Here is a 15,669-nt window from a genome sequence, read left to right on the forward strand (position 1 = left end):
GCATAGCGGCCTCCGGGCCGTCCGTGCCCGTTCATAAGCCGCCACAGATCGCTACGCGCTTCGACCGCCACGCGACCCACGGCCCGCTGGGGCTGAAAACCGCGCCGGATTGCGGCTCCACGCACCTCCGGCCGAAAGCCCCTCGCCCTGACCCCGCCCCAGTGTCGATTAAGCGCAACTCCGGCCGGAGCCGGCGGCCGGCGGGGCGGTTTCAGCGGGACCAGAGCGACGACAGGTGGGTGTGGAGGACGTCCTGGGCCTGGGGTGGGGTCAGGTGGCCGATGAGTACGTGGGCCGTGAGGCCGTCGGCGAGGGCGAGGAGGGCGCGGGCCTCTCGTTCCGGGTCCGGGGCCGGGTCGGGGCCCTTGGGGGCCGCGGCCTCCGCGATGAGGCGGGCGAACGAGTCCTGGAGGGCGGCGTAGCTCGTTCTGAGGGTTCCCGCCAGGGACTCGCTGACCGCCGCCTGCGCCACGAACGCGAGCCACACCCGCGCCTCCGCGCGGTGCTCCTCCCTGAGGAGGGAGACCTCCGTGGCGGCGTGGCCCAGGACGGTGGCCGGTGACTGGGCCGGGCTTTCCAGGAGGCGGGCGCGCACCCGTTCGGTGACCCGCTCTCCGATGTCGTGGAGGGCGAAGAGCAGCATCTCCTCCTTGGTCCCGAAGCAGCGCTGGACGGCGCCCATCGACACGCCTGCGCGGCCCGCGACGTCCCTGAGGGTCACGCCTTCGAGGCCGTGCTCTTCGGCCAGTGCGCAGACCGCCTCCGCGATCAGGCGTCGCCGGCCCTCCTGGTCCACCTGTTTCGGCATGGTCGGTGCGCCTCCCTGTGTGTGTCGTCGGAGTTTATTCGATGCGCTTGCATCGGTTCCTGGCTAGGGTTCCGATGCAAGCGCATCGGAAAGCGGTGCGACCACGAGTGCGGAACGGCGGGGGTGGCGGTCTTGGGTGACGGGCTGTGGAGGATGACGGCCGGGGCGCAGGCGGCCGCTGTGCGCGCCGGCGAGGTGTCGGCCGTCGAGCTGGTCGACGACCACCTGGCGCGGATCGCAGAGGTGAACCCGCAGGTCAACGCGGTCACCCAGGTCATGGCCGGGCGCGCCCGCGAGGACGCGGTCCGGCTGGACCGGCGGCGTGCCGCGGGGGAGGACGTGGGGCCGCTCGCGGGGGTGCCGTTCACCGTGAAGGAGACCACCCCCGTCGAGGGGGCGGCGACCACCTTCGGCGTACCCCGTTTCCGCGGCCTGGTCGCCGCGGCCGACGCGCCCCCGGTGGCCCGGCTGCGTGCGGCGGGGGCGATCCCGGTCGGGCACTCCAACCTGCCCACCCTGGTGCTGGCCGGCATGCACACGCGCAGCGAGCTGTACGGGGACACGTACAACCCGTGGGACCGTGCGGTCACCCCCGGCGGCACCAGCGGCGGGGACGCGGTGGCGGTGGCCACCGGCATGGCGGCCCTGGGGCTGGGCAACGACTCGGGAGGCTCGGTGCGGATCCCCGCCCAGTTCTGCGGGGTGGCCGGGCTCAAGCCCTCGACCGGGCGGTTCGCCGCGGACCACCGCGTCCTCGGCCCCGACGATCCCGGCCCGGCCTCCCAACTGCTGGTCACCGACGGGCCGCTGGCCCGGAGCGTCGCCGATCTGAGGCTGGCGTACGAGGCGCTGGCCGGTCCGGACCCGCGCGACCCGCGGGCCCTTCCCGTACCGGCGTACGGGCCCCCGCTCGCCGGACCCGCGCGCGTGGCGGTCGTCGCGGACCCCGGGGGCCACGGCGTCCACCCGTCCGTCCGCGCCGCCGTCGCGGCGGCGGCCGACGCGCTCCGGGACGCCGGCCACGAGGTGTGCGAGGTGCCGGACGTGCCGCGGCTCGACGAGGCGTTGGAGGCGTACGACCGGATCACCCTCACGGAGTTCGCGCCGTCCTGGCCGGCGGTGCGCACGCTGCTCGGCGGGGGCGGCGACCGGTACATCGCGATGGCGATGGACCGGACCCCGCCCGCCACGTCCGCCGAGCTGGTCCGGCTGATGGGGACCTGGCTGAACATCCGCCGCTCCTGGGCCGAGTTCCTCGACGCGTACCCGCTGCTGCTCGGCCCGTCCTTCACCGAGCCGCCGGTCGAGCCGGGCCTGGAGTCGCGGGACCGGGCCGGCCGGGACCGGGTCGCCTCGGGCATGCGGCTGTGCACGGCCACCAGCTTCGTGGGCGTCCCGGCGGTGGCGGTGCCCACGGGCCTGGCGGACGGGCTGCCCTGCGGGGTGCAGATCGTGGGCCGCGCCTTCCGCGAGGACCTGTGCCTGGCCGCCGCCCAGGCCGTCGAGGACCGGGTGGGGGTGCTGACGCCCGTGGACCCGCGGTGGGGGCGGTGACCTCCGTGGACCCGCCGTGGGGGCGGTGACCCCCGTGGACCCGCGGTGGGGGCGGTGACCCCCGTGGACCCGCGCGGCTGGGCGCTGTACGGCGTCCGGGGCTGCTCGGGGCCGCGTACGCCGTGCGGGGCTCGTGGCCGCGGGGCGGCCGTCCGGGCCGCCCCGCCGTCGACGTTCGGGGTTCGCGTCAGTCGGCCGCGTGCCAGACCGTCGTCACGTTGCAGAACTCGCGGATGCCGTGCCCCGACAGCTCGCGCCCGTAGCCGGACCGCTTCACGCCGCCGAAGGGGAACGCCGGATGGGAGGCGGTCATGCCGTTGAAGAAGACGCCGCCCGCCTCCAGGTCGCGCACGAAGCGGGCCACCTCGCCGTCGTCGCGGGTCCACACGTTGGAACTCAGCCCGAACGGCGTGTGGTTGGCCCGCTCGACCGCCTCGTCGAGGCTCCCGACCCGGTACAGCGTCGCGACCGGCCCGAACGCCTCCTCCTGGTCGATCCGCATCCCGGGCGTGATGCCGGCCAGGACGGTCGGTTCGTAGTACCAGCCGTGCTCCTCCTGCGGCGGCCGCCGGCCGCCGCACAGCACCTCCGCACCCTGCTCGACGGCGTCGTCCACCAGCTCCTCCACGTCCGCCCGGCCGCGTTCGGTGGCGAGCGGGCCCACGTCGGTGTCGTCGCGCATCGGGTCGCCGACCCGGAGCGCGGCCATGCCCTCCGTGAACCGGCGCGCGAACTCCTCGTACACGTCGGTGTGGACGATGAACCGCTTCGCGGCGATGCAGGACTGGCCGTTGTTCTGCACCCGGGCGGTGACGGCGGTGCGCGCGGCCCGTTCGACGTCCGCCGAGGCCATCACCACGAAGGGGTCGCTGCCGCCCAGTTCGAGGACGGTCTTCTTCACCTCGTCCCCGGCGGCCGCGGCGACGGCGCGCCCGGCCGGCTCGCTGCCCGTCAGGGTCGCGGCGGCCACCCGCGGGTCGCGCACCACCGCCTCGACCTGGGCCGAGCCGATGAGCAGCGTCTGGAAGCAGCCGTGCGGATAGCCCGCCCGCTCGAACAGCTCGCCCAGGTACAGGGCGGTCTGCGGGACGTTCGACGCGTGCTTCAGCAGACCGGTGTTGCCGGCCATCAGCGCGGGCGCGGCGAACCGCACCACCTGCCAGAGCGGGAAGTTCCACGGCATGACGGCCAGGACGACCCCGAGCGGCCGGTAGTGCGTGCGCACGGATGACGCGCCGCTGTCCCGTACGTCGGCCTCGGCGGGCCGCTCGTCGGCGAGCAGGGACTCGGCGTTGGCGGCGTACCAGCGCATCGCCTTGACGCACTTGGCCGCCTCCGCGCGGGCCGCGCCCAGCGGCTTGCCCATCTCGGTGGTCATCACCCGGGCGATGGCCTCGTTCTCCTCCTCCAGCAGCGACGCGGCCCGTTCGAGGAGCGCCGCGCGTTCGGCGAAGCCGGTCGTGCGCCACGAGGCGAACGCCGCCGCGGCGTCGGCGAGGACGCGCTCGACCTCCTCGGGACCCAGGGTGGGGAAGGTACGCTCCGTCTCACCCGTCGCGGGATTCACCGTGGCCATGGACATGGTCGCCTCCACCTGGGACTCGGCCGCCTCTTCGACCCTCCTCCTTCCCGGCGGGGCGCGCAAACGCGGCGCCGGGAGGAGCCGGGGTGTACGGCGGCGACGGCGCGGAGCGTGGCGGAAGGGACCTTGGCGGAGGGGACCGTGGCGGACAATGGGGGCCGCGGGCAGGAGGGGTGGTCGGGGTGCAGGGGGAATCGCCGGAGCCGGGCGCGGCGCTCGACGTGCTGCGGGCGCGGCTGGTGGACGGCCTCGCCGTGTCGCGGCTGGCCAAGGGGCAGCTGCACGTGCGGGCCGGCCTGAGCCGTACGACGGTGTACGGCGCGCTCCGCAGGGGCGCGCCGGCCCCGTCCGCGGCGACCGTTGTGGCCCTCGCGCGCGCCCTGCGGCTGCCGGAGCGCGAGTTGCTGGCCCTTCTCCGGGCTGCGACCGTCACGTCGACCGCGGGGCACGCCGGCCCCTCTGCCCCCTCTGCCCCGTCCACCACGTCGACCGCGGGGCGTGCCGGCCCCTCTGCCCCCTCTGCCCCGTCCACCACGTCGACCGCGAGGCATGCCGCCGTGTCCGCGACGTCGGTCACGTCGGCCGCCGGGTCCGCTGTCGCGTCCGCCGGCCCGCCTGCGGACGGGCCGGGCAAGCCGGGCAGGCCGGGCAGGCCGGTCGGAGAGTGGGACCCCCACGACCTGGAAGTGCACCCGGCGGGGCCGGCGCCCGCCTCCGGCCGCGGGCCGCAGCTGCCCGGCTACGTCCCGCGCGACCACGACCGGGTGCTCGCCGAGGCCGTGCGCGAGGCGGCGGGCGGTCACAGCCGCATGTGGGTGCTGGCAGGCACCTCGTCCACCGGCAAGACCCGGGCCTGCTGGGAGGCGGTCCGGCCGCTCGCGGAGCGGGGCTGGTGGCTGTGGCACCCCTTCGACCCCACCCGTGCGGAAGCCGCGCTGGCGGACCTGGAGCGCGTACGGCCGCGCACGGTCGTATGGCTGAACGAGGCCCAGCACTACCTCGGGGACCCGCGGCACGGCGAGCGGATCGCCGCCGCCCTGCACGCCCTGCTCACCCGGCCGGAACGCGGTCCCGTGCTCGTGCTCGGCACGCTCTGGCCGGAGTACGTCCTGCGGTTCACGTCCCTGCCGGAACCGGGCACGCCCGATCGCCACAGCCGCGTCAGGGAGCTGCTCGCGCGCCGCGTCCTGACCGTGCCGGACGCCTTCGACGCCCGCGCCCTGCGGTACGCGGAGGAGCTCGCCGGAGGGGGCGACGGCTTCCTGGCCGGTGCCCTCGGGCGCGGCGCCCGCTCCGACGGGCGGCTCGCGCAGGACCTCGCCGGAGCGCCCGAACTGCTGCGCCGCTACGAGCAGGGCGTTCCCGAGGCGCGGGCGCTGCTGGAGGCGGCGATGGACGCGCGCCGGCTGGGGGTGGGTCCGCACCTGCCCCGCGCGTTCCTCGCGGACGCGATCGGGGACTACCTGGGGGACGCCGACCTCGCCCGGCTCACCACGGGGCGGACGGACGCGGCCTTCGCGGAGCTGGCCCGGCCGGTCCACGGCGACCTGGCACCGCTGGGTCCCGTACCCGCCCGTCGCCGCCAGGGGCCGGGCGGTGGTCCCGCGCGGGCCGGCGGCGCGTTGAGGCCGGCCGACTACCTGGAGGAGCACGGCCGGGCCACCCGCCTCCGGCGCTGCCCGCCGGCCTCCTTCTGGCACGCGGCGGCCGGGTACCTGAGCGACGCGGACGACCTCGACCGCCTGGCGTCCGCCGCGTACCAGCGGCACCGCCTCGAATGGGCCGCGCACCTGCGCGAACGGGCCGCGGGCGCGGGGAGCACCAGCGCCCTGATCGACCTGGCCTGGGACCGGTCCTACGAGGGGGACGAGGAGGGAGCCGAGTCACTGCTCTTGCGGGCCGCCGGCCTCGGTGACGCAAGCGCGCTCTCCACGCTGGCCGTGATGCGCGAGACCACGCACGGACCTGCCGCGGCGCTGCCGCTGTACCTGCAGGCAGCCGAGGCGGGCTGTGCCCAGTCCCTCGGCACCCTGGGACGGCAGCGGTTCCACGAGGGCGACCTCGAGGGAGCCCGCGCGTTCTACATCCGGGCCGCCGGGGCGGGTGACACCGACGCGCTGGCGGACCTTGCGCGGCTGTACGACGGTGTCGGCGACTGGCGGCGAGCCCAAGACCTGTACCGGGAAGCCGCCGAGGCGGGCAACACCGGCGCCCTGCTCTCTCTGGCGCTGGGCCTGCGGCGCCACGGTGAAACCCAGCGTGCGGACGCGCTGTTCCAGCGGGCGGTCGCCTCCGGGAGCCCGTTCGACGCGGCCCCGTTGCACGTCCTCGACGCGCGCGAGCACGACCCGGGCGCCCTGGACGCCCTCTACCAGGTCGCGGCCGCCGTGGGCTCGATCTGGATGCAGGAGATGATCCTCGACACGCAGGGCCGGGACGGTGGGGATGTGGAGGCCGTCCTCCGCGAGGCCGTCGCTGCCGGAAGTGCCACGGCCGTCCTGCGGATCGCCAGGCGCCGCCACAACGCCGGCGCCTGGAACGAGGCCGAGGCGCTGTACCAGGAGGCCCTCGACGCAGGTGAGCTCGCGGCCCTCACCTGGTGGGGCGCCCTCCGGCAGGAGTGCGGGGACCGGAGCGGGGCGGAAGCCCTGTACCGGCAGGCGGCCGACGCCGGAGTCGTGAACGCGGACACGCACCGTCTGTGGCCCGACGGGCTCGAACCGGACGGCACCCCGTCACCGCCCTGGCAGTGACCCTGCCGGAGGCGCCCTGTCCGAGGCCCGGACCAACGCCCGGACCAACGCCCGGTCCGGCGCCGCGGTCCGAGGCCCGGTCCGGCGCCGCGGTCCGGCGTGGCGCGCCCGGCGTGGCGCGCCCGGCCCCGTGACGGCCCCGCTCAGGTCAGCGTCGGCAGCGCCCCGCCCTCCACGTGGGTGAGTTCCACCCCGCGCAGGTCGTGCGACCAGGCGCGGGCCACGGCCGTGAGGGTGGTCGCGTCCGGTGGGGTGTGGCCCAGGCCGATGGCGAAGCGGGCGGTGCGGGAGCCGGTGCGGTACGGGCGGGGCCAGGCGTGCGCGTCCGGCGCCCCGGCCTCTTCCAGGGCGGTCAGCAGGGCGCGCGTCCGGCCCCGTACCCGGCCCAGCAGTTCCTCGAACTCCGCGTCGCCGTGCGCCCGTACGGTCACCACCGCCCAGGCGGCGTGCCGGCGGTGCAGCGGCGGCGGGCCCGTCCACGCGGCCGCGTCGCCGGCCTCCAGTGCCTCCCAGGCCTGGTACAGCTCCTGGACCAGCAGGTCCCGGAACCCGGGGGAGACCTGCGTCGTGCAGCTGCGTACGGGCGCGGAGGGCGTCAGTACGGTGACCGCGTCCGGTGCCTCGGGCGGCTGGGGGGCGGAGGCGTCGTGTGGGGCCGTCAGGGACACCGGGGCGTGCCAGTCCCAGGCGGCCCAGGTGGCGAAGAACTCCCGCAGCAGCGCGTCCCCTTCGGCTCCCTCGGCCGCGTCCAGCACCGTCCGCGCGGCGAGCACCGTCCAGGCCAGGCCCGGCAGGCCGCCGTGCGGTGCGGAGTCCAGGCCACGGGCGCGGGCCCAGGCCTTGACCCGCCGCGCCAGCACCTCGAACGCGGGCGCGCGGGTGCCGACGGCCGCCCGTACCGCGTCCGCGTCGGACACCGCGCTGAGCGCCACGGCGGCCGCCTCGCCCAGCTCCGCCCGCCGGTCCACGGCTGCGGCCGGCGGGAGCGGGCCGGCACCGACCACGACCAGGTCCACGTCCAGACCGCCGAGCGCGAACCGGAGCCCGGGGACGCGGGCGCCCCGTACCTCGCGCAGCCGGGTGACGCCCGGCAGCGCGGCGGCGAGCCGGGCCGCCACGGCTGCGGCGTCCGCCGCCCCCGGCAGCACGGCCACGAGGTCCAGGTCCGCACCGGGCAGGGCGCACCCCATCCGGCGCGACCCGACGACCCGGACGACCGCGTCGTCCAGCACCCGGGCCACGGACAGGGCCGCAGCCTCTCCGGAACCGGGCGCCGGGGCATCCGCCGACGGAGCCTCCGCCGGCAGGACGGCCGACCCGGCACCGGCCGACCCGGCACCGGCCGACCCGGCACCGGCCGACCCGGCACCGGCCGACCCGGCACCGGGTGCCCGGGCATCCGAGGCATCGGCACCGGCATCGACCTGCACCGCCTCCGAAACCACCGCCTCTGCAGCCACCACACCTGAAGCCACCGTCGGTGCGGTCACCGTCCCCGCTTCCCCGGCATCGCCACCCGCGCCCCCCGGCACCTCCTCCCCGGACTCCGGAAGCCACCGGACCTCACCCGTCCCCAGGGCCACCGTCGCGCGGACCCGCATCGGTTCGTCGCCGCGGCGCGACAGCAGGGCCAGTTCGCCGACGCGGGCCGTCGACGGGGCGTCCGCCAGGGCCTCGGCGCAGGCGGCCGCCACCCGCTGCGGGTCCCCGGTGCGGCCCAGGGTCAGGTGCGGGGTGAAGCCGCCGGCGCGGCCCCGGCAGCGAGGGAAGCGGGCCACCAGCGCGGCGCGCAGCTCCTGCCACGGGGCGTCGCCGTCCGCGGCCGGGTCGAGCCACACCGTCGCGTCCTCGCGGTGCCCGAACGTGTCCACCCCGGCCAGTCGCACCGGGAACGAGGGTGTGTCCGCGACCACTTCGGCCACCAGACCGGCGGCCCGCTCGAACTCGTGCTCCGGCACGAAGCCGAACAGCAGGTTCACGTGCGGCGGCCACCGCCGCACTGCCGGGTCGTGCGCCAGCCGCAACCCCTGCACGACGGGCCACAGTTCGCGCGGCGGCAGCCAGGCCAGCGCGGTGCGCACGGCCGGCGGCGTGTCCAGCACGTCCGGTACGGCAGCCGCGCCGGCCGATTCCCCGGCCCCGAATGACAGTTCGGCCCGCACCCCGTAGTGGTCGGAGACGAACAGGCCGTCCGGGCCCGGCGCGTCGCCCAGCAGCCCCGCGCCCGTCACCCGCGCGGCACCGCGCAGCAGGATCCGGTCCAGCCGCGAGGCCCGGCCCGAGAGGGAGGACACGGCGGCCAGCGGATTGGCGCCCGGGTCGAAGGTCGGGGTGGTGTCGCCCGGCCCGTACGTCTCCTCCCACACGTCCCGCAGCCCCAGGGCGGCCGCCGGCCCCGCGTCGCCCGCCCGGCCGTCGTTGAAGTCGCCGAGCAGCACCACGTCGTCCGGCACCGAGGCCAACGCCTCGGCCAGCCGTGCCAGTTCCTCCTCGCGCCGCTCGGGCCCGCGCTCGGAATGATCGCTGGTCAGATGGGTGGCGGCCACCGTCAGCGACCCCGCGCCCGTGTCCAGCACGGCGGCGGAGACGGCCTTGTGCGGGCCGAGCACCTGGACGCCCGCCTCCCGCACCGGCAGCCGGCTCAGCACCACCAGCCCGTACTCCGCCACGTCCCGGCCCGCCGGGTCGGCGGACAGCGTGTACCCGGCCCGCACCCAGTCGGCGGCGAGCAGCCGGACCAGCAGGGCGGGCTCCACCTCCTGGAGCGCGATCACGTCCGCGTCGGCCTCCGCCAGCGCCGCCAGCAGCCGGGGCCGCCGCAGCTCCGTGCCGATCAGCTCCGCGTCGTACCGGTCCCACAGGGTGTTCCAGGTCAGCACCCGTACGCCGGTCCGCACGGGAGCGGCCGCCGGTCCCGTACCGCCGTCCACCGGCCGCCAGGCGTCGCCGGCCCACGCGCAGGGCGTACGGGCGGCGAAGAACGGGGCGCGCAGCCGCCGGGGCTCGCGCACCCGGCCGGCCTCCGACACCCCGACCCGGTCCAGGCCGCTCGCCCGGTCCCACACCAGCTCCCCGTCCGCCTCCACGAACAGCACCCGGTGCCACGGGATCTCGCCCCCGGGGACGAACGCGGGCAGCGGGATCCGCTTCGGCGGCGCCCCGCGCTGGAGCAGGCCCAGCACGAACCGCGCCGGATCGAACCGCGGATCCCAGCGCACCTGGTGGTAGATCTCCTCACTGGTACGCATCAGTCACCCACACCCCACACATCGCTCTCTTCACGGGAGTCCCACGGCTCCCGCTCCACCAGGCCGCCGGCCCGGTCCCCGATCCCGCCGTCCGGACCGGCGTACCAGGTCCGGTGCGCCCGCCCGGGGTACGGCGGGCCGTACCGGCGCAGCTGCCGCTCCAGCACGGTGGCGGGCACCGGGTGCGGCCGGACGGCGTTGCGCCGTACCAGTTCATCCTCGCCCACCACCGTCACCACCTGCGTGACCAGCGCGTTCCGCCGCCGGGCCGTGTCCAGTACGGGCGTCCGCTGGCGCTCGGTGAGCGAGGTGGCGTCCCACACCACCGTGCCCCCGGCGCCCAGCGCCGCGTCCAGCCGGGCCAGGCCCTCCCGCAGCACCGCCGCGTTCGCGGACTGGTCCGCCCGGTCGCCGCGGCCGGCCCGCAGGTCGTCCAAGGAGACGCGGACCGCCCCCGGTACCCGGCCGGCCACGGTGCTCTTGCCGCTGCCCGCCGGGCCGACGAGCTGGACCAGCCGCGGGAAGCTTCCGTCCCGCCAGCGCCAGGTCAGCGCCACCGCCTCGGGGACGGTGGAGATCCGGCCCGCCGCGTACGCCTCGCGGGCCTCGGCCCAGCAGCGGTCGGCCGCGTCACCGGCGACCCCCGCCCCGTCGAGCGCCTCCCGGAGCCCGTCGCGGAGGGGACCGAGGGGGTCCTCGCCCAGCAGGCCGGCCTCGTCGGCGACCAGCGCGGACCACTCCACCTGCTCGCGGGACGGGTCCGTACGCCCGGCCGGGACGGCGGCGGCGACGGCGTGCAGCACCCCCAGGTCGGCGGCGGCCGCCATCCGGAGCAGGCCGGACCGGCGCTCCTCGTCGGGGAAGGGGGCGTGCAGCAGCGGGTGCAGCCCGGCCAGGTCGGCGACCCGGCGGGCCAGGGGCATGCCGAGCGGGCCGGCGAGCCGGGCCATGAGCGCCGCCCGCGGCCGGTCGTACGCGGCCGCGGCGAGCAGCCCGGCGAGCCGCCCGTCCCCGGTGCGGCCGAGCACGTCGACCCGCTCGGCGGCCGCACGGACCACGTCGTCACGGGGTACGCCGGTCCCCGGCCAGGTCCCCGTCCCGGTCCCGGTCCCCGCGCCGGCCCCGGTCCCGGTTCCGGTCTCTGTCCCGGTCCCCGCGCCGGCCCCCGTCCCCGCACCCAAATCCCGATCCGCACCCGCCCCCGCACCCACCCCTGCGGCGGCGAGCAGCGCACCCGCGTCAGGGGTGGCGCCGGAGCGGGCGGCCCACAGGGGTGCGGCCGGCCCGAGCCCGTTCTCGACCACTGCCGCGTGCATCCAGTGCGTACCGGTGGTGACGTGCCGGGGCCGCACCCACTTCGCGACCCGTTCCCCGAACTCCGCGCGGGGGAAGCCCCGTACGGTGCGCACGACGTAGCCCTCCTCGCGGGAGGTGTCCACGCGCAGCCGGCGCAGGGCGCGTTCGTCGAAGGTGCCGCGCCACAGCACACGCGGCGCGGGCACGCCGAGGCGGCGCAGGAAGCGGACGGTGTCGTCCCAGTCCAGGCAGCGGTCGGCCGCGTCCCACACCGAGAACCCGTAGAAGTAGCCGTCCAGTTCGTCGTACGCGAGGGAGTGCCGCGCGTACAGGTTCTCGCCGCACACCCGCCACCCGGCCGGGATCCCCGCCCCGACCCGGCCCTGGAGGGCCTTCACCCAGGCGCGGGAGGGGTGGTGAGCGGAGTCGAGGGAGCGGGCGTGCAGTCCGTCCGTGTAGAGGGTGGTGTTCTCGCCGTCGAGCTTCTCGGTGACGACCACCTCGCGCCCGTCGAGCCCGCCGAGGCCCCCGACCCGTACGTCGTCGCCGGAGGCTCCCGGCGACCAGGGCAGATGGGGGGTCCGGGGATAGTGCGTGCGCATGGGGCGCCACTGTAGGAACCGGACACCACCCCTGGCGACCGATTAACCCACCCCGACCCGTCCGGACCAGCCCCCCGCCTCCTCCGCCCCTTCCTCCGCCACCGTCACCACCAGCTTCCCGCGCCCGTGTCCCCGCCCCATCTCCCGCAGCGCCTCCGGCGCGTCCGGCAGTGCGAAGGTGCGGGTGATCACCGGGTGGACGGTGTCCGCGGCGGCGAGGTCGGCCAGGACCCGGCTGTCCTCGGCGCGGCTCACCGCGACCAGGGCCTTCAGGCTCTGGCGGGCGAACGGCGAGGGCAGCGAGGCGCGGAGGGTACGGCCCAGCGTGCCGAAGAGGCGACCGCCGCCCTCCGCGCCGACGATCACCAGCGTGCCCGCCGGACCGAGCACCCGGCGCAGCTCCGCCAGCGGCCGGTTCCCGGCGGTGTCGAGGACGAGGTCGTACCCCGTGCCCACGGCGTCGAACGGCTCGCGCGTGTAGTCGACCACCCGCTCCGCCCCCAGGGAGAGGACCAGTGCCGCCTTCCCGCCCGAGCACACGCCGGTGACCCGGCCGCCCCCGGCCCGGGCGAGCTGGACGGCGTACGAGCCCACCGCACCGCCCGCCCCGATCACCAGCACCCGCGCCCCGGCCGCCGGCGGACCGCCTGCCCGCAGCGCCTGCAGGGCGGTGCCGCCGGACACGGGCAGTGCGGCGGCCTCGATGAAACCGAGGCCGGCCGGTTTGGCGGCGAGCCGGTCCTCCCGGGCCAGCGCGTACTCGGCGAACGTGCCCGTGCCCGTGCCGAGCACCTCGTCGCCGGGACGGAACCCGGTGACCCTGGAGCCGACCGCCTCGACCGTGCCGGCGAGTTCCGTGCCCCTGACACGCTGACGGGGCCGCGTCAGGCCGAGCCCGAGGCGCGCCACGGTGGGCAGCCCGGTCATGATGTGCCAGTCTCCGATGTGGGCCCCGGCCGCCCGGACCCGGACCAGCACCTCCCGCGGGCCGGGCACCGGCACGGGAACCTCGGCGAGCCGCAGCCCGTCCGCGGAGCCGTAGCGGTCCTGCACGATCGCCTTCATCCGCATCCCGTCCTTCCGGCGGGGCCGGGCGCCCGACGCGCCGCCGTCCCCACGCGAGGCACCGCAGCACCCTCGCCCACCGCCACGATAGGCACGCGCCGGGCACCCCGGAATCATGCGCGGGTCGCACCCGTCCCCTGACCCCGACGTCAGGGTCACCCCCTAGCAGCGGGAGGGTGACCACGCCCCGCAGCCGGGCCGGCCGGGTCTGGCCCCGTCCGTCCGAGGTCCGCTCCGTCCGACTACCGCCCACTCGACGGGGGCTGGAGCGCTCCGGCGGCGGCCGCCGCGGAGGTTCGGGCGTGGTCGCGGGCGGTGGCGGCCCGGGCGGTGTCGCCCAGGGCGTCGGCGAGGCGGGCCCGGGCGGACCAGTTGTACGAGCTGTCGGGCCGCAGCCCGGTCCGCTCGCTGATGAGCACGCGGGCCAGGTCGTGCCGTCCGCAGCCGAGTGCGGAGTCCACGAGCGTCCTCTGGAGGGCGTCGCGCTGCGCATGGCTGCCCCCGAACTCGTGCAGCCTGCGGCGCAGCGGCCACAGGAGCTCCACGACCCCGGCGTGGTCGCCCCGGCCGTGCGCGAGCAGCGCCTCACACGCGGGCAGGCCGATGTCGGCCGTCATCCGGCGGTTGGTGACGGTGTCGGTGCTCCCCGCGGCCAGCCACCGCCGCCGGTCGGCGATGAGCCGTTCCGCGGCCCCGAACCGCCCGGCGCCGACGTAGGACATGACCGCGTGGACGTCGTTGAACGCGTAGAACGGCGGGTCGGCCCGAGCGGCCCACGCGTCGGCCAGCGCCTCCCAGCGGGCCGTCGGCCGCGCTCCCGCGAGCCGGATCCGCCACAACAGGGCTGCCGCGTCCAGCAGTTCCATCGCCAGCCCGGCCGAACCCTCGTGGTGCAGGGTCGCGTCGTAGACGGCCAGCGCGGTGTCGGTGTCCCCGGCCTCCAGGGCGTACAGGGCGTAGTGCCACCAGTTGTGGACGTCGAGGTAGTTGTCGCGCGTCCAGTGGGAGCGCCGGGCGTCGAGGTAGCCGATGCCCTCGGAGACGCGTCCCTGCATCTCGTACGTGTGGACGACGGCGTGGATCGCCCAGACGTCGCGGGGGTCCTGCTCGACCGCGGCGAGCCCCGCCTCCTCGGCCTGGCGGTAGTGGCCGGACTCCTCCAGTCCGAAGGCGTACATGCCGAGCACCAGGCCCCGGTGCGGATCCGCGGTGTCCCAGGCGGACAGGGCACCGCCGATCCGGTCGCGCAGGCGCACGGCGTCGCCGGTGAAGAAGTCCAGCTGGTGTCCCACGGCCAGGGCCAGCGCGTCCGTCGGGTACGCGGCGGACAGCTCCTCCAGCAGCCCGGAGGCCCGCCGCAGGTCCCCGGCCAGCCACGCCCCGGCCGCCGCGACGTGCAGGCGCTCCCGCAGCGGCAGGGCCGGGAGGTCCGTGCCGGCGACGTACCCGTCGAACCGCTGCCGCGCCGCGGCGGCGTCGCGCGGCTCGGTCCCCAGCACTCCCAGGTACGCGGCGAAGGACTGCGCGACCGGAGAGGCCGGTCCGCTGTCGAGGGCGTCACCGACGGCCCCCTCGACCTCCGGGCTGAAGTGGAGCAGCGCCTCGACGGCGCGGTCCAGGTGCCCGGCCGTCTCCGGGGTGCACTCGTGGAGGGGGTTGCCGTACCGGTCCGTCACCATCGGGGATCACCTCGGCGCGCCTGTGGGGGGTGGGGTGGCGGGCGCGGCGCGGGAACGCCGCCGTGGTCATCCTGTTCCGGGCGGGGCCCCGCCATGCCGCGAACGCCGGAAGGCCCCCCGCCCGGAGGACGCGAAGCCGGCCGGGCCCCCGGGCGTGGCATGCGTTCGCCCCGTGCGGGCTGCCGGCGCTCGGCCGGGGCCGTCAGCGGGTGGCCCGGACCACCGGTGGGCGTCCGGCCCACTCCGGGGCGAACCTCTGCTCCCTCACTCCCCGCTCTCCGCCACCACCAGTTCGCCCACCGACTCCGCGAGGACCGTGCGGGCCTCCTCCGGCATGCCGGCGTCCGTGACGAAGCGGTCGATCCGGTCCAGGGCGGCGAAGCCGCTGAGGCCGACGATCCCCCACTTGGTGTGGTCCGCGACCACCACCACGCGGCGGGCCGCGGCGACCAGCGCGCGGTTGGTCTGCGCCTCGGCCAGGTTCGGCGTGGTCAGTCCGGCCCGCTCCGACACTCCGTGCGCGCCCAGGACCAGCAGGTCCACGTGCAGAGAGCCGATGACCAGGTCGGCCAGCGGCCCGACCAGGGCCGCCGACGGAGTGGGGGAGCCTCCGGTGAGCAGGAGTTCCGGCACCCGGTCGGCGCCGCGTTCGCGGGCGGCCGTCCGCACCAGCTCGGCCACCGGCAGGGAGTTGGTGACCAGGGTCAGCCGCTCCACCTCCAGCAGCCGGGCGGCGACCGCGCAGGCCGTGGTCCCGGCCGACACGGCGACCACGGCGCCCGGTTCCACCAGGCCGGCCGCGGCCTCGGCGATGGCTGCCTTGGCGGCGCCCTGGAGGCCGGACTTGGTGTCGAAGCCGGGCTCCTCGGCGCGGGTGCCCGAGACGGCGACGGCCCCGCCGTACACCTTCTCCACCGCACCGCGCGCGGCGAGCGCGTCGAGGTCCCGGCGGACCGTCATGTCGGACACGCCCAGGCGTTCCACCAGGTCGGCGACGCGTACCGCGCCGTCGCGGCGCACCGCGTCGAGGATCAACGCTCGTCTCTGCTGGGCCAGTTGCACCGGGCCAAAATAACACGCCC

General features: G+C 76.8%; 9 protein-coding genes. 2 read left to right on the top strand and 7 right to left on the bottom strand.

All coding sequences use genetic code 11. The annotated features are described in order from the left end of the window. Positions 1-211: 211 nt before the first annotated feature. Positions 212-808, bottom strand: coding sequence for a TetR/AcrR family transcriptional regulator (locus ACIQUQ_RS24845; protein ID WP_403979662.1), 597 nt, complete (start codon positions 806-808; stop codon positions 212-214). 153 nt (positions 809-961) lie between these two features. Here ACIQUQ_RS24845 and ACIQUQ_RS24850 point away from each other — a divergent pair, with 153 nt between their 5' ends. Continuing rightward, positions 962-2,362: an amidase gene (locus tag ACIQUQ_RS24850; protein WP_403980073.1), complete on the top strand. Its 1,401-nt coding sequence runs from the start codon at positions 962-964 to the stop codon at positions 2,360-2,362. 187 nt (positions 2,363-2,549) lie between these two features. Here ACIQUQ_RS24850 and ACIQUQ_RS24855 read toward each other — a convergent pair whose 3' ends face one another. Then, a complete protein-coding gene (locus ACIQUQ_RS24855) occupies positions 2,550-3,944 on the bottom strand; it encodes an NADP-dependent succinic semialdehyde dehydrogenase (RefSeq protein WP_403979663.1) in 1,395 nt (464 codons plus the stop codon). Positions 3,945-4,126: 182 nt separating this feature from the next. Between ACIQUQ_RS24855 and ACIQUQ_RS24860 the strand changes: the two genes are divergently transcribed. Beyond that, positions 4,127-6,697, top strand: a complete 2,571-nt coding sequence (locus ACIQUQ_RS24860; protein ID WP_403979665.1) for a hypothetical protein — start codon at positions 4,127-4,129, stop codon at positions 6,695-6,697. 143 nt (positions 6,698-6,840) lie between these two features. Here the strand turns inward: ACIQUQ_RS24860 and ACIQUQ_RS24865 are convergent, their stop codons facing one another. The 5 genes from ACIQUQ_RS24865 to ACIQUQ_RS24885 all read right to left on the bottom strand — a co-directional run bounded on the left by ACIQUQ_RS24865 (position 6,841) and on the right by ACIQUQ_RS24885 (position 15,649). Next, the gene (locus ACIQUQ_RS24865; protein WP_403979668.1) at positions 6,841-9,945 is read right to left on the bottom strand and encodes a poly(A) polymerase; all 3,105 of its coding nucleotides are present in this window, start codon (positions 9,943-9,945) and stop codon (positions 6,841-6,843) included. Beyond that, a complete protein-coding gene (locus tag ACIQUQ_RS24870; RefSeq protein ID WP_403979671.1) occupies positions 9,945-11,843 on the bottom strand; it encodes an RNA ligase family protein in 1,899 nt (632 codons plus the stop codon). Before ACIQUQ_RS24870 ends, ACIQUQ_RS24865 begins: the two co-directional genes overlap by 1 nt. Positions 11,844-11,885: 42 nt before the next feature. Next, positions 11,886-12,908, bottom strand: coding sequence for an NAD(P)-dependent alcohol dehydrogenase (locus ACIQUQ_RS24875; RefSeq protein ID WP_403979674.1), 1,023 nt, complete (start codon positions 12,906-12,908; stop codon positions 11,886-11,888). A gap of 242 nt (positions 12,909-13,150) precedes the next feature. Next, positions 13,151-14,587 carry a tetratricopeptide repeat protein gene (locus ACIQUQ_RS24880; protein ID WP_403979677.1) on the bottom strand — a complete coding sequence of 479 codons (1,437 nt, stop codon included), beginning with the start codon at positions 14,585-14,587 and terminating at the stop codon, positions 13,151-13,153. Positions 14,588-14,851: 264 nt separating this feature from the next. Continuing rightward, positions 14,852-15,649, bottom strand: coding sequence for a DeoR/GlpR family DNA-binding transcription regulator (locus ACIQUQ_RS24885; RefSeq protein WP_403979679.1), 798 nt, complete (start codon positions 15,647-15,649; stop codon positions 14,852-14,854). Positions 15,650-15,669: the final 20 nt, after the last annotated feature.

It is taken from the genome of Streptomyces sp. NPDC101118, assembly GCF_044759445.1.
Classification (GTDB): domain Bacteria; phylum Actinomycetota; class Actinomycetes; order Streptomycetales; family Streptomycetaceae; genus Streptomyces.

Bases quoted from the DNA above. Each gene is read 5' to 3' on its own strand.
- ACIQUQ_RS24845 (WP_403979662.1), bottom strand. From the start codon at position 808: ATGCCGAAACAGGTGGACCAGGAGGGCCGGCGACGCCTGATCGCGGAG.
- ACIQUQ_RS24850 (WP_403980073.1), top strand. From the start codon at position 962: ATGACGGCCGGGGCGCAGGCGGCCGCTGTGCGCGCCGGCGAGGTGTCG.
- ACIQUQ_RS24855 (WP_403979663.1), bottom strand. From the start codon at position 3,944: ATGTCCATGGCCACGGTGAATCCCGCGACGGGTGAGACGGAGCGTACC.
- ACIQUQ_RS24865 (WP_403979668.1), bottom strand. From the start codon at position 9,945: ATGCGTACCAGTGAGGAGATCTACCACCAGGTGCGCTGGGATCCGCGG.
- ACIQUQ_RS24870 (WP_403979671.1), bottom strand. From the start codon at position 11,843: ATGCGCACGCACTATCCCCGGACCCCCCATCTGCCCTGGTCGCCGGGA.
- ACIQUQ_RS24875 (WP_403979674.1), bottom strand. From the start codon at position 12,908: ATGAAGGCGATCGTGCAGGACCGCTACGGCTCCGCGGACGGGCTGCGG.
- ACIQUQ_RS24880 (WP_403979677.1), bottom strand. From the start codon at position 14,587: ATGGTGACGGACCGGTACGGCAACCCCCTCCACGAGTGCACCCCGGAG.